Raw genomic sequence first — 12,478 nt, 5'->3', positions numbered from 1 at the left:
AACACGACTCTGCTGGAAGAGCTAGCGAACGGCCCGCTCGTTGGGCACAATCTTAAAGCTAGCTTCCGTGCCCTACTGGCTAATGGTCATGAGTGGCCTGGTGAAGTCGGCCATGACACTCGCATCGCTGCCTTTCTGCTTAATAGTCTCCGGCGTTCGCTTGAACTGAGCGATATCCTGGAGCGACCGATAGACGCGTCCGATGCAGGTGAGACGATCGCGGCTATCTGGAAGGCGTACGAAATCCAAAAACCCCAGCTCGATGGCATACCAAAACTTGAGAAGCTGGCTCGTACAATCGACTTCCCAATGATTCATCTGCTCGCAAAAATGGAGCATCGGGGCATCCTCTTGGATAGTGCGTACCTACGGACAATGAGTAAGGAATTCTCTACCAAAATCGAGGAGATTAGAAAGCAGATCTATAAGTACGCTGGCCAAGAATTTAATATTCATTCACCAAGCCAACTCGGTACAATCCTCTTCGAAAAACTCTACTTACCGATCGACGGTATAAAGAAAGGTAAGACGGGCTACTCTACAGGAGCGACTGAGTTAGAGAAGCTACGTGGCTTACACCCGATCATTGATTGCATCACCAAGTATCGGGAATACACCAAGCTGCAAAGCACATATATTGATGCACTACCGAAGCTCGTCGATAAAGAGGGGAGACTGCATACGACGTTTGCTCTCGATGTTGCCGCCACAGGCCGTCTCAGCTCACATGACCCGAACTTACAGAATATCCCAACCCGGACCGATATAGGCCATGCTATCCGCAAAGCGTTTGTCCCGGCTAAAGGTAATGTCTTTGTTAACGCCGATTACAGTCAGTTCGAGCTACGCCTGGCTGCGGTAATGGCCGACGACAAAGAGCTCATCAATGACTTTAACCACCATGTTGATGTTCATACCAAGACGGCTTCTGAGATCTACAACGTACCAATCGATAAAGTAGATAAAACTATGCGCCGCCACGCCAAAGTTGTTAACTTTGGTATTCTCTACGGAATGAGCCCGCATGGACTGAGCGTGGCCACGGGTATGAACATGGGCGATGCGCGCGAATTCATTCGCAAGTACTTCGAACTTAGGGCTCCAATCAAAGCCTATATTGAAAAGACTGTCGATAAAGCCCTTAAAGAGGGGTATGTTGAGACGTTCTTTGGCCGAAGGCGACCAACACCAGACCTGAAATCGAGCAACTTTGCGGTCAGGGAAGCTGCCAAACGTGCGGCCATGAACATGCCAATCCAAGGCACCGAGGCGGACCTTATGAAGATGGCCATGTTAAAGGTTGAAGACAGGTTAGACGGTATCGGTCAGCAGATTCTACAGATTCACGACTCGATCCTTGTTGAATGCGCGAAGAAAGACGCCGCCAAGGTCTCGAAGATCTTGAAAGAGACAATGGAGAGTATCCATCCGCTGCCAGTTCACTTAGTGGCCGATGTCAGTACTGGGGCCAACTGGGCAGAACTCTAAAATTACCCCTGACGCTGTTGTAAAACACATATATACACTTGTCTTATGTACGTTGTTTGAGTAGGCTTGGTAACATTATACGAGGAAGCGTATGTCCGAAGCGTACGAACTGGTTCCTGTTATTCCAATTCATGTAAGGGACCTTCGTGCGCAGATTAGGCGAGAAGGGCTATACAACGAACAGGTGCGGCGGGCAATTCGACAAGCCCGCCGTTCTAGTCGTAGGCAACCCCGTGATAGCGGGAACGACTATTTTGAAGAGCATGTTGCTAACGCTGCCAAGGCTGTCATGCAGTTTATGCGAGGCAGGGATCTTGCCGAGAGGCGACTTGGTCTTGTGGGTACCTTGCTTCACGACACAATTGAGGACGACCCAAGGTTTACGTATGAGAAGTGCTGTCGCCGGTTTGGCCAGCAGGTGGCCGACGTTGTGAACAGAGTAACGAAACGCGGCACGACGGATGCCGACAAAGCTGCCTACCATCAGGGAATCGCTGAGGGATCATACGTTGAGCAGGTTATAAAGGTTGTCGGCGATAGCCCGAACAATTTGGGCTGCTCAGTCCACTGGGCCAATACCGAGCTAATGAGGGGTAATCTTCCAGAAGGAGATCATCCGGCCTTTCTGCGGCTCCAGAAAGTTACTGCGGAGAACAGGGGAGTCTATCTGCCAATTGCACTTGGCTTGGAACCGGGCGGGGAACTTGCCGGTCGTCGTATAGTAGATATGCTTGCGCTGGCCGACTTAGCAATCGCGAGGATTAATCATTTGAGAGGCAACGGTGTTGCGGGTCAGGTCCCAACCGCTGTATAGTGCCTACCATGAAGGAGGACGAGAAGCCAAAAGAGATAATCTACGCCAAATCGAGACTCTTCGAGCTGGTCCAATTACCACAGCCAGACGGACGCCTCTTTGAAGTCGCACGTAGGGCTCCGGGTGTTCGCACTATCGTCGCTGACGATAAGCAAAGGCGGGTCTTATTGACTAAAGAGTTTCGTCGGGAAATCAAAGGTTATGACTGGCGATTACCTGGTGGAAAAGTATTTGACTCACTTGAAGAATACGAGGCTTTCCGCAACAGTGGCAAAGACATCATGCCGACTGCCTTATCCAAGGCAAAATCTGAAGTTGCGGAAGAGGCAGGGATGGATATAGATAACCTCTCCTTTTACAAGAAGTCAGCTCTTGGCGCAACCGTTGAGTGGGATCTGTATGTCTTCGCAACGACGACTTGGCGTCGACACCCTTTGGGCCAGCAGCTAAAGGAAGACGAACCGACTGATATCGTTGGCGTCGAGTGGCAGGATGTCAAAAGCCTGGAGAAGATGATCCTTGAAGGTGCCATGCAGGAAGAACGGGTCGCCTTGATTCTTCTTCAGTGGCTCTACCAGCAAGCCTGGTTCTCTCGGTGATACAATAAGCCCATATGCCGGAGTTACCAGAAGTAGAGACCGTTCGTCGTGGTCTAGTTCAGATTCTGCCAGGGATGAAAGTCACTGGCGTTGAGGTACGTTCAACAAAATCGTTCCCGAACGAACAAGTGCGAGTTGATACTAAACTTATTAATGCTTCTATTACGGCTGTCCGCAGACGTGCGAAGATCTTACTTATCGATTTGAGTACGGATTTTAGCTTGGCAGTTCATCTAAAGATGACGGGCCAACTCGTCTTTCGGGGTACAAATGGTACCCGTTTTGGAGCTGGCCATCCAAACGATAGTCTCGTCGGCGATCTACCCGATCGCTCGACACGCGTTATTGTGACGCTGAACGACGGAAGGCTGTTCTTTAATGATCAAAGAAAATTTGGCTGGATGCGCCTGCTGCCTACTGGAGATCTTGAGACAAGCGGTCTGCTTAAGTCTATGGGGCCAGAACCACTCGAGCCATCATTTACTTTCAAGGTCTTTAAAGAACGCCTTATAAAACGTCCTACTAGCGTCATCAAGGCTGCACTAATAGACCAGACGGTTATTGCAGGTATCGGCAATATCTACGCCGATGAATCACTCTTTGCCGCCAGGCTGCATCCTGCCACGAGAGTCAGGGATGTATCGCCCGCTAAACTACGGACATTATATAATGAGCTCCTTAGGATCTTAGAGCTTAGCCTTGAAAAGGGTGGTGCAAGTGATCGTAACTACGTTGACGCCCACGGCAAAAAAGGCAGCTTTACCGCTCATGCCCAGGTCTATAAACGAAAAGGTGAACCGTGTTTTCGATGCGGAACACCAATTCAAAGGATCGTGGTGGCTGGGCGGGGGACACACATCTGTCCTCACTGCCAGCGATTAACGAGGAAGACGAAATGATCGTTACTCTTTGCGGGGCCAATAGCTACGAGGTTGAGCAGCAGCGCAAAGCTGTCGAAGACGACTTTATAAAACAGCATGGACCCGATTCGATAATTCGCTTAGCTGGCGAAAACACAGATATAAATGAACTCCGTGGAGCAGTTCAGTCAACAAATTTATTTGCGCTTAGCACTATGGTTATCTTGAGTGGGCCAAGTCTTAACAAGAATCTTTTTATGGCCTTGGAGGGTCTGCTCGAATCAGTCCCCGACTCGACAACTCTGGTTGTCGTAGATGGTATTTTAGACAAACGCACCCGGATCTTTAAGCTGCTTCAGACAAAGACAGATTTTCGTGAGTATAACCTTTTAGACGAAAATGCGGCTGGTCGGTGGGTAGTAAAAGGGGCTATGGAGCGTGGTGGAAGCATCACCCCGCAAGTTGCTAGGCTCCTCGTGGAGCGTGTCGGAGCCGATCAATGGCAGTTAACTCAGGAACTAGAAAAGCTGGTCGCCTTTAATAAGGTAATCTCTAAGGAATCGATAGAAGTGTTAGTGGTACCAAACCTCGAAGCCAGACTATTTGAGGTGCTCGACGCCGTCTTCAGTCACAACGAAGAGAGGAGCCGACGCATGGTTGCTGAACTAAGAGCTGTTGCTGATCCATACGAGTTATTTGGTCTGTTGGTCTGGCAGATTCACGCATTGGCGCTTGTGGTCAGCGCGGCAAACGAAAAGAACGACGGAAGTATCGCCTCTCGGACAGGGCTGAAACCGTTTGTTACTCAGAAACTCCAGACTTTGAAAGTGACACCTAAAGCCGTTAAGACATTAGCCGATCAAGTAGCCGACTTAGATATACGTCTCAAAAGCGGGGTAGAGCCTTGGCTGGTTATCGAACAGACACTACTTAAGATTGCCTACGATTCGGCCGGATAGAATCTTCCAGACGATCGGGAGCTTGATGGTCTGGCTGAACGCTGCCACCGAGTTCTCGGGTTGCACGCCTCCCGAGTCGGGAATGTCGACCATGACCCCTAGAAAAAGGTCGCACCTCACCGCGCAGAACTCTACGTCCCAGGTCAAGTGCGGCTCTACCCATGGCAAAGAGCTCCTCAACCTCGTCTGCGGTTAGCCTGCGGTCTATGCCCGGGGCGCCAAACAGGTTGGCTTTATCGAGTCCTGCGTTCCGCATGTTTCTTGCCATAATCAGGTCTCTCTGGCGTCGGGCTTCTTCGTCGTCGATAACTTCGTGTATTCCGCTGAGATCGTGGCCGCCAGGTGCGGGCTGGTACCTGCCTGAACTGCTGTAGCGTACTCCGTGGTGGCGAGGTTGGGGGACGGGCTCAGTGCTGAAGATTTGGCGTGGTGGTTTTGGTCTTCGGAGCATTTGAGGAGATAATAACACAAAAATGGTTAAATGGCAAGGATAAGAGGATTAGTGCCTGCTTCCAAAAACTGACTGGTGATCCGGCGGCTTTACGCTTTAGGAGTCGTGCTCTTTTTGGGTGTAGCTGTTTCTTTCTCTGTTGTGCTTTTCGGTTTTGTAGCCGTCTTTTTGGCGGTAGTTGAGGCAGCCGTCTTCTTCACGGCAGGCTTAGAGGCACCTGTCTGCTTAACTCCGGCGGCTTTAGCCTTAGCGGCAAGCTGAGACTTCTGACGAGCAGCAGCGTTCTTGTGGATGACGTTCTTCTTAACGGCGGTATCGAGTTTACTGAAGGCTTCGTTAAGAGCTTCTGGGGCGTTTTTACCCTTAGGATCTGCAAGAGCGGCGTCGAAAGCTTTCAAAGCAGCGCGAAGGTCGCGCTTGGTGTGCACGTTTCGTGAACGACGAGTGGCGGTCTGTCGCATACGCTTAACCGCGGACTTAATAATGGGCATGTTTCTTCCTTGTTAGGCGACGTAATTCAAGAGGAGACTATACGCTATCAGGGGAGGATTGTAAAGTCTCCTCTGGGAATATTTATTGACTGACTCGATACGCGTATGATAGTGTAAAGCAAAAGCACTAAGACAAAAATCGTTCAAGATGCAAGACCAAGATCCCAAAGAGTATATCATCGACCGGATCCAGAACATAACCAATATTTTGGTTACTGTTGAAAACAATCCTTCCGTTGATGAATTAGCTGCAGCTCTTGCCTTGACTTTAATGCTTAATAAGATGGATAAGCACGCCACGGCTGTCTTCAGTGGGGCTGTGCCACCGGCCATCTCGTTCCTGGAACCAAAGAAGACCTTCGAGAACACTGTTGATTCACTGCGAGACTTCATCATCGCTCTCGATAAGGAAAAAGCAGATCGACTTCGCTACAAGGTAGAGGATGATGTCGTTAAAATCTTCATCACACCGTATAGGTCGGTAATTACAGAGAAAGACCTCCAATTTAGTCAGGGAGACTTCAACGTTGAGGTCATCATCGCTCTCGGAGTTGAGAAACGGGAAGATCTTGACCGGGCCATTATGGCTCACGGACGAATCCTGCATGATGCAACAGTAGTGACAATCAACGCACGAGACGAACACAGTGAACTTGGCGTTGTAGACTGGCAGGACCAATCGGCCAGCTCTATATGCGAGATGTTATCTATTCTCGGTGAAGACCTGAAAGTTCCTAAACTATTCGATCAACAGATCTCGACAGCCTTATTGACTGGTATCGTGGCAGCTACTGAACGCTTCGCAAACGCTCACACAACACCGCGCGTCATGAATGTGTCGGCTCAGTTGATGGCGTACGGCGCCAACCAGCAGTTGATCGCTACCAATCTGAGTGAAAAGATCAAGGAGGAGGAGAAGACCTCCGCTCCCATTGACGCTTCGCAGAAGATAGTCAAGGAAGAAGAGAAGGCTACCGCTGATGGCGAGATGAAAGTCAGCCACGATGATAATAAGACTGCCGTGCCCCTGCCGGAAGCCAAAACGATCAAGACGGCTTCAGATGGCGCCTCAGACCTAACAAAAGCCCTCGAAGAGGCAGCCAAGAAGGCAAATACGATTGTCGCTCCGCCGGCACCGACTAAGCTCTCTGAGACACCGACACCACTCATCGAAGATGAGGATGAAGAGGATCTACTTCCCAAGAAACCATCCACACCTGAGCCAGTTATCAGCAAGAAAAAGGAACTGACGCTTGAACCACCTTTAGAGGCAACGCTGCCAAGTATCGAAAGTGACCAGCCTTCATGGCGCAAGCAGACAGAACCGCTTGAGCATCCAACGATGAGCGGTACGTTTAACGCGACGACTGCCGAGGCAGAAGAGGCTAATCGAAGAGCTACAGAGGATGAAGAGCATCATAGGCCTGCGATCTTGTCGCACGGTGATGGAGCTGATGATGAGCTGCCCGCAGCTCCACCTCCTCGACCTTCAGCTGCAAAGCTTGCTGATGAAGACGATGACGATGACGATGCGGCCTCACCACCGGCTGCACCTCCACTACCACCTCCACCTCTTCCAGAACCGCCGAAGCCGGCTAAGGAGCCGGAGAAGCCATCTGCTTCACCGGAGGCTCAGAGGGCCTCTGATTTAGACGCGGCACGTCAGGCTATAAATGACGCACTGCTCAGCCAGCCATTTGAGCCGTCAGGCCACCCTCAGGCGGGTATCAGTACAACGCCTATTGCGAGTGTTGATCACTTGGCGCCGGCTACACCGCCCATACCACCACCGGCTTTAGCTACGGCACCATCTCCGACTCCGTTACCGCCACCTCCAGTGACCCCTCTGGCTCCCGCGAACAACACACCACCGCTACCAGACTTTACAACCCTGCCGCCATTGCCTCCGTTACCTTCGTTAGATCAAGGAAGTCATCCCGGGCTTCCAACGACTCCGCCCGAATTTCCGCACCCACAGGCTTCCAGTGGCACTTTGCCACCCGCACCACCACCCCTGACTCCACCATCCGCAAATCAGGTAAGCGTCGATCCAAACGACCCGAATCTCTTCCACGTACCCGGACAGTAGTCTTGCAATAAGAGGTAACCTCAACTAGGCTGGCACTAGTTATGGATAGCTTCTCACAGCTTGACGGTATCTTACTAGTCGATAAGCCTGTTGGCTGGTCGTCATTTAAAGTAGTGGCCGTTGTCCGTCGGCGTCTTAGCGAGGTAGCCGGCAGGAAGGTCAAAGTTGGCCATGCAGGCACACTCGACCCTTTCGCTAGTGGCCTACTCATTATTCTCGTTGGAGATGCTTGTAAACAGGCGGGGAGCTTTCTGAAATTAGATAAGAGCTACCAGGTCTTCGCAGTCTTGGGTGTGACAAGTATGACAGGTGATCCTGAAGGGGAGAGAAGAGAGGTGTCGACTACCGAACCGTCTCGACGGGCAGTCGAGGACAGCCTGAACCAGTTCCAAGGTCGTCAACTACAGAAACCACCTGCCTACTCGGCCATCAAGATTAATGGACAAAGAGCATATAACTTGGCTCGGAGAGGCAAGGAGGTGGACATCCCTAGTCGTCCAATCGTTATACACTCCATCGAACTCACCACTTATGCCTACCCAAAGATTAGTTTTAACTGCCTAGTTAGTAGCGGGACGTATATTCGCTCGTTGGTTGAAGATATCGGGAACTATCTTGGGGTAGGAGCCTATACAAGCGGACTACGCCGGACGTCAGTCGGTGCGTGCATTATAGAGCAGGCAATCGATATCGATTCTGAATCTCGGCTTGAAGACAAGATCATGCCTGTTGCGCGATAACCTCTTATCTGCTACAATCTTCCCTGTTATGATCACCAAGGACAAGAAAGACAAAGTCATTGCGTCTGCTCAGCGACATAAGACTGACGTTGGTTCCCCAGAGGTTCAAGCCTCTATCTTAACAGAGAGAATCAAGGAACTGACAGCTCATCTTAAAGAGCACAAGCACGACTTTATGGCACGACGCGGTCTATTGGTTCTTGTTGGCCGAAGACGTCGCTTGCTCGAACACGTTCGACGTAACGACTTTGAGGCATACAAAGAACTGATCCAGAAACTCGGGCTTCGTAAATAACGAAGTCCGTCTTTCTTGCTCAAACGTGAGAGGTAATATTAGTAAAGCTCTCGTCCTGTAAGTGGTGGAGTCCAGCGCAAACTATCTAAAATTGCACTGAACCCCGTTACTTATGAGGGACGAGATAGGGAGCAGACCTATGGGGACAACCATCAATCCGTTTGGCAAGGAGATCGTTAAAGTCGACACGACATTTTGCGGTCGGCCGCTGACGATAGAGACTAATCGAATCGCCTTCCAGACAAGTGGAGCGGTAACAGTTCGTTATGGCGACACTGTCGTCATCGGAGTTGCTACTTCCGGGCCGGCCGTTGAAGGTCTGGACTACTTTCCATTGTCAGTTGACTATGAAGAGAAGATGTATGCCGCCGGCAAGATAAGCGGCAGTCGTTTTATCAAGAGGGAAGGGAAGCCATCTGATGCCGCCATCTTGGCCGGCCGTCTGATCGATCGCCCAATTCGCCCACTCTTTCCCAAGGGCTATCACAACGAGCTTCAGTGTGTGGCGATGGTGGTGAGCCTTGACCCAGAGTTGAAGCCTGACATCGTAGCGATGATCGCTATTTCGAGTGCCTTGATGCTTTCAGGTGTACCTTTCGAAGGGCCTGTTGGCGGTGTTCGAGTAGGTCTGGTCGAGGGTAAGCTGGTTGCCTTCCCAACCACATCTGAACTCAAGAAGAGCGACCTCGACCTGGTCGTTGCTGGTACTGACAACGCTATTATGATGGTCGAGGCTGGAGCCAATGAAGTCCCCGATGATGTCATGGTCGAGGCCCTTGAGACTGCCCACAAAGCCATTCAGCCAGTCATCGCAGCCCAACGCGACCTTGCCAAAAAAGTGGGCGTGAAACCCCAGGAATACGATCTCGTTCTGCCAGATCCGGAGAAAGCTGAGAAAGTCGAAGCGTTCCTGAAGGACAAATTGGCTGACGGTGCCCGTTCGGCTGACATGGACGAACGTCGCGCTAAGATCGAAGCTCTCGAAGATCTTGTCCTTGAAGAGTTTGCCAAGGATGAAGAGGACGGTAACGTTCGTCACGAATGGAAAGAGGCAGTTGATAAGGCTCTTAAGAAAGAAGTCCGACGAGCCATTCTCGAAGAGAATGTCCGTCCTGACAATCGAAAACCAAGTGAGATTCGTCCGCTTAGTTCAGAGGTAGGGGTATTGCCTCGCACGCATGGCTCCTCTCTCTTCACCCGCGGTGTAACGCAGGCTCTTAACGTGACAACATTAGCTCCTCTCAATTTTGCCATGATGGTAGACACCATGGAAGAGGAGACGGAGAGAACATTCATCCACCATTATAATATGCCCGGCTGGGCCTCAGGGGAGGTCAAGCGACTCGGTTCGCCTGGTCGTCGTGAAATCGGCCATGGAGCACTCGCTGAACGCAGCCTCACGCCAGTTATTCCGAATATAGAAGAGTTTCCATACACCATACGGACCGTGACCGAGATCTTGAGCGCCAATGGTTCAACCAGCATGGCTTCAGTCTGCTCCGGCTGTCTGAGCCTGATGGATGCTGGTGTACCCATAAAGTCGCCCGTCTCCGGTATAGCCATGGGCCTTGTCACTGATGGTGACAAGGCTGTGGTCCTAAGCGACATTCAGGGTGCTGAAGACTTTGCTGGCGATATGGACTTCAAGGTTGCCGGAACGTCGAAGGGTATCAACGCTCTCCAGATGGACATCAAGGTGCACGGTATCAGCCTTGAGGTTATGCGCAAGGCAATCGAGCAGGCCAATGAGGGCCGCGCCTTCATTCTGAAACACATGCTCGGAACCCTGGCTGAGCCCCGTAAGCAGATAAGCAAGTACGCTCCGCAGATTGAGAAGTTGCAAATCAACCCAGATAAGATTAAAGACGTAATTGGCAAGGGTGGTGAGACGATCAATAAGATTATCGCCGAGACAGGTGCCGAGATTGATATCCGTGACGGTGGATTAGTGATGGTCGCTGCCCCTGATATGAGTGCCATAAACAAGGCCATCGATTGGATCAAGGCATTGACAGAAGAGCCCGAAGTTGGTAAAGTGTATAACAACGCACGTGTCGTGAAGATTATGGATTTCGGCGTTTTCGTTGAAATCATGCCAGGACGCGAAGGTCTCGTACATGTTTCGGAGATGGCTGACAAGCGAGTCGAACATCCAGCAGATATGGTTAAAGAGGGTGACACCGTTAACGTAAAGCTGGTTGCCATAGATGACCGAGGACGCCTCGTTCTCTCCATGAAACAAGCCAAATAGCCAAAGTACGTGGCAGCGAACAAATGAATTAGATGACGGCTGCGGATAAAGCAACGAAAGAAGATAAACAGGCGCGCCTTGAGCAGATAAAGGCAGATATTATTGCTAATAATGTCTGCCCAGATCTGGCCAAGCAGGCCACGAACCTTGTATTAGGCGACGGTGACCCAGATGCTGAGATCGTCTTCATCGGCGAAGCACCTGGTAAGAACGAAGACCTCCAAGGCGTTCCCTTTGTAGGAGCCGCCGGCAAGTTCTTAAACGAGATGCTAGAGAGTATTGGTCTCAAAAGAGAGAACGTATACATTACCAATACTGTTAAGTATCGTCCACCGAATAATCGTGATCCGCTCCCAGAGGAGAAGCAAGAATTTCTGCCATATTTACAGCATCAATTAGCAGTTATCCAGCCGCTTCTAATCGTGCCGCTTGGCAAGCACGCCGCCCAGACGTTCTTGCCAGGCATGGCGATCAGCCAGGTCCACGGCCAACCAAAACGAGTCCATGGCCTGGTCATCCTGCCGCTCTTTCATCCAGCTGCTGCCCTCTACAACGGAGGCATGCGCCAGACCCTTCTGGGTGATTTTAAAAAGATTCCAAAAGTATTAGAACTCATAAAACAGGAAAGGATATCAACTTAACGTGAATACGAAATTTTCGCAAAACGACAATCGTCGGCGACCTGACGATAAACGGCCGAAAGGCAATAATCGGGTACCGAACGATGTCGTGCGTAAACGTGACGATGGTCTCGTTAACGCTCAAATACGGCGCGGCGAAGCTCAGCGAGCCGTCCGGCGCAATACTGAAAACGTCCAACTACGTGCTTCGCAGCATGTCATTGAGGCGGTTCCCGTCAACAAGTCAACTTTTAACGGTTACCAGGGGACACAGTACACTCTTAATAGCGCTCGGCGGGCCAATAGACTTCCGCTAGCCGCTGAGCCGACCCTTAAAATAATTCCTCTTGGTGGAGTAGGGGAGATGGGTATCGGCAAGAACATGATGGCCCTCGAATATGGCAATGACATCATTGTCATGGATATGGGTTTCCTCTTTCCAGGAGAAGGGTATCCCGGCATCAACTATATAATCCCTGACACCAGGTACCTTGAGGAGCGCAAGCACAAAATTCGTGCTCACATCTTTACTCACGCTCACCTTGACCACATCGGAGCTTTTAGACACATCGTTCACAAGATTCCCGCACCAGTTTGGGCAACCAAGTTTACTGTCGGGATGCTTGAAAAGACAATGCAGGATGCCACTAGTGGCTATAATCCACAGTTCAACCTACTCAATCCCGAGGCTCACGAACGAGTACAGCTCTGTGATAGCTTTTCGATTGAACTGGTCCGTGTCAATCACTCCATACCCGACTCGACTGCTGTCGTTGTCCGGACACCCGTTGGAGTCATCGTTAATATGGGTGACTGGCGGT

The 12,478-nt window shown here is 50.8% G+C and carries 13 protein-coding genes; 11 read left to right on the top strand and 2 right to left on the bottom strand.

The window, feature by feature from the left end; translation table 11 throughout:
* The 5 genes from VGS28_01435 to holA form a co-directional block, all read left to right on the top strand.
* On the top strand, nucleotides 1-1,488 hold a 1,488-nt coding region (locus tag VGS28_01435), incomplete at its 5' end, for a DNA polymerase (protein ID HEV2412450.1).
* 91 nt (nucleotides 1,489-1,579) lie between these two features.
* A complete protein-coding gene (locus VGS28_01430; protein HEV2412449.1) occupies nucleotides 1,580-2,302 on the top strand; it encodes a hypothetical protein in 723 nt (240 codons plus the stop codon).
* Nucleotides 2,303-2,310: 8 nt separating this feature from the next.
* Nucleotides 2,311-2,901 (top strand): NUDIX hydrolase, encoded by a 591-nt coding sequence (locus VGS28_01425; GenBank protein HEV2412448.1) that lies wholly within the window; start codon nucleotides 2,311-2,313, stop codon nucleotides 2,899-2,901.
* A 14-nt stretch (nucleotides 2,902-2,915) separates the two neighbouring features.
* Nucleotides 2,916-3,800, top strand: a complete 885-nt coding sequence (mutM, locus tag VGS28_01420; GenBank protein HEV2412447.1) for a bifunctional DNA-formamidopyrimidine glycosylase/DNA-(apurinic or apyrimidinic site) lyase — start codon at nucleotides 2,916-2,918, stop codon at nucleotides 3,798-3,800.
* Nucleotides 3,710-4,720, top strand: a complete 1,011-nt coding sequence (gene holA, locus VGS28_01415) for a DNA polymerase III subunit delta (GenBank protein ID HEV2412446.1) — start codon at nucleotides 3,710-3,712, stop codon at nucleotides 4,718-4,720. Before mutM ends, holA begins: the two co-directional genes overlap by 91 nt.
* Here holA and VGS28_01410 read toward each other — a convergent pair.
* Complete coding sequence (locus tag VGS28_01410) at nucleotides 4,692-5,171, bottom strand: hypothetical protein (protein ID HEV2412445.1); 480 nt, start codon at nucleotides 5,169-5,171, stop codon at nucleotides 4,692-4,694. The genes holA and VGS28_01410 overlap by 29 nt on opposite strands.
* An 89-nt stretch (nucleotides 5,172-5,260) precedes the next feature.
* A complete protein-coding gene (rpsT, locus tag VGS28_01405; GenBank protein HEV2412444.1) occupies nucleotides 5,261-5,662 on the bottom strand; it encodes a 30S ribosomal protein S20 in 402 nt (133 codons plus the stop codon).
* A 148-nt stretch (nucleotides 5,663-5,810) separates the two neighbouring features.
* On the opposite strand from rpsT, the gene VGS28_01400 reads away from it, so the two are divergent.
* The 6 genes from VGS28_01400 to VGS28_01375 form a co-directional block, all read left to right on the top strand.
* Nucleotides 5,811-7,751 carry a hypothetical protein gene (locus VGS28_01400; protein ID HEV2412443.1) on the top strand — a complete coding sequence of 647 codons (1,941 nt, stop codon included), beginning with the start codon at nucleotides 5,811-5,813 and terminating at the stop codon, nucleotides 7,749-7,751.
* A 41-nt stretch (nucleotides 7,752-7,792) separates the two neighbouring features.
* Nucleotides 7,793-8,491, top strand: a complete 699-nt coding sequence (gene truB / locus VGS28_01395) for a tRNA pseudouridine(55) synthase TruB (protein HEV2412442.1) — start codon at nucleotides 7,793-7,795, stop codon at nucleotides 8,489-8,491.
* Between the two features lie 28 nt (nucleotides 8,492-8,519).
* Nucleotides 8,520-8,786 carry a 30S ribosomal protein S15 gene (rpsO, locus tag VGS28_01390; protein HEV2412441.1) on the top strand — a complete coding sequence of 89 codons (267 nt, stop codon included), beginning with the start codon at nucleotides 8,520-8,522 and terminating at the stop codon, nucleotides 8,784-8,786.
* Nucleotides 8,787-8,925: 139 nt separating this feature from the next.
* The gene (locus VGS28_01385) at nucleotides 8,926-11,037 is read left to right on the top strand and encodes a polyribonucleotide nucleotidyltransferase (protein ID HEV2412440.1); all 2,112 of its coding nucleotides are present in this window, start codon (nucleotides 8,926-8,928) and stop codon (nucleotides 11,035-11,037) included.
* A gap of 32 nt (nucleotides 11,038-11,069) precedes the next feature.
* Nucleotides 11,070-11,678 (top strand): uracil-DNA glycosylase, encoded by a 609-nt coding sequence (locus tag VGS28_01380; protein HEV2412439.1) that lies wholly within the window; start codon nucleotides 11,070-11,072, stop codon nucleotides 11,676-11,678.
* 1 nt (nucleotide 11,679) lies between these two features.
* A partial coding sequence (locus tag VGS28_01375) for a ribonuclease J (GenBank protein ID HEV2412438.1) occupies nucleotides 11,680-12,478 on the top strand: 799 nt, incomplete at its 3' end.

It is taken from the genome of Candidatus Saccharimonadales bacterium, assembly GCA_035945435.1.
Classification (GTDB): Bacteria; Patescibacteriota; Saccharimonadia; order Saccharimonadales; family DASZAF01; genus DASZAF01.
Note: the sequence above shows the minus strand (reverse complement) of the source record. Positions and strands in the feature narration are given on the sequence as shown.

Bases quoted from the DNA above. Each gene is read 5' to 3' on its own strand.
- VGS28_01430 (HEV2412449.1), top strand. From the start codon at position 1,580: ATGTCCGAAGCGTACGAACTGGTTCCTGTTATTCCAATTCATGTAAGG.
- VGS28_01385 (HEV2412440.1), top strand. From the start codon at position 8,926: ATGGGGACAACCATCAATCCGTTTGGCAAGGAGATCGTTAAAGTCGAC.
- VGS28_01410 (HEV2412445.1), bottom strand. From the start codon at position 5,171: ATGCTCCGAAGACCAAAACCACCACGCCAAATCTTCAGCACTGAGCCC.
- mutM (HEV2412447.1), top strand. From the start codon at position 2,916: ATGCCGGAGTTACCAGAAGTAGAGACCGTTCGTCGTGGTCTAGTTCAG.
- truB (HEV2412442.1), top strand. From the start codon at position 7,793: ATGGATAGCTTCTCACAGCTTGACGGTATCTTACTAGTCGATAAGCCT.
- VGS28_01400 (HEV2412443.1), top strand. From the start codon at position 5,811: ATGCAAGACCAAGATCCCAAAGAGTATATCATCGACCGGATCCAGAAC.
- VGS28_01425 (HEV2412448.1), top strand. From the start codon at position 2,311: ATGAAGGAGGACGAGAAGCCAAAAGAGATAATCTACGCCAAATCGAGA.
- rpsO (HEV2412441.1), top strand. From the start codon at position 8,520: ATGATCACCAAGGACAAGAAAGACAAAGTCATTGCGTCTGCTCAGCGA.
- VGS28_01380 (HEV2412439.1), top strand. From the start codon at position 11,070: ATGACGGCTGCGGATAAAGCAACGAAAGAAGATAAACAGGCGCGCCTT.
- rpsT (HEV2412444.1), bottom strand. From the start codon at position 5,662: ATGCCCATTATTAAGTCCGCGGTTAAGCGTATGCGACAGACCGCCACT.
- holA (HEV2412446.1), top strand. From the start codon at position 3,710: ATGCGGAACACCAATTCAAAGGATCGTGGTGGCTGGGCGGGGGACACA.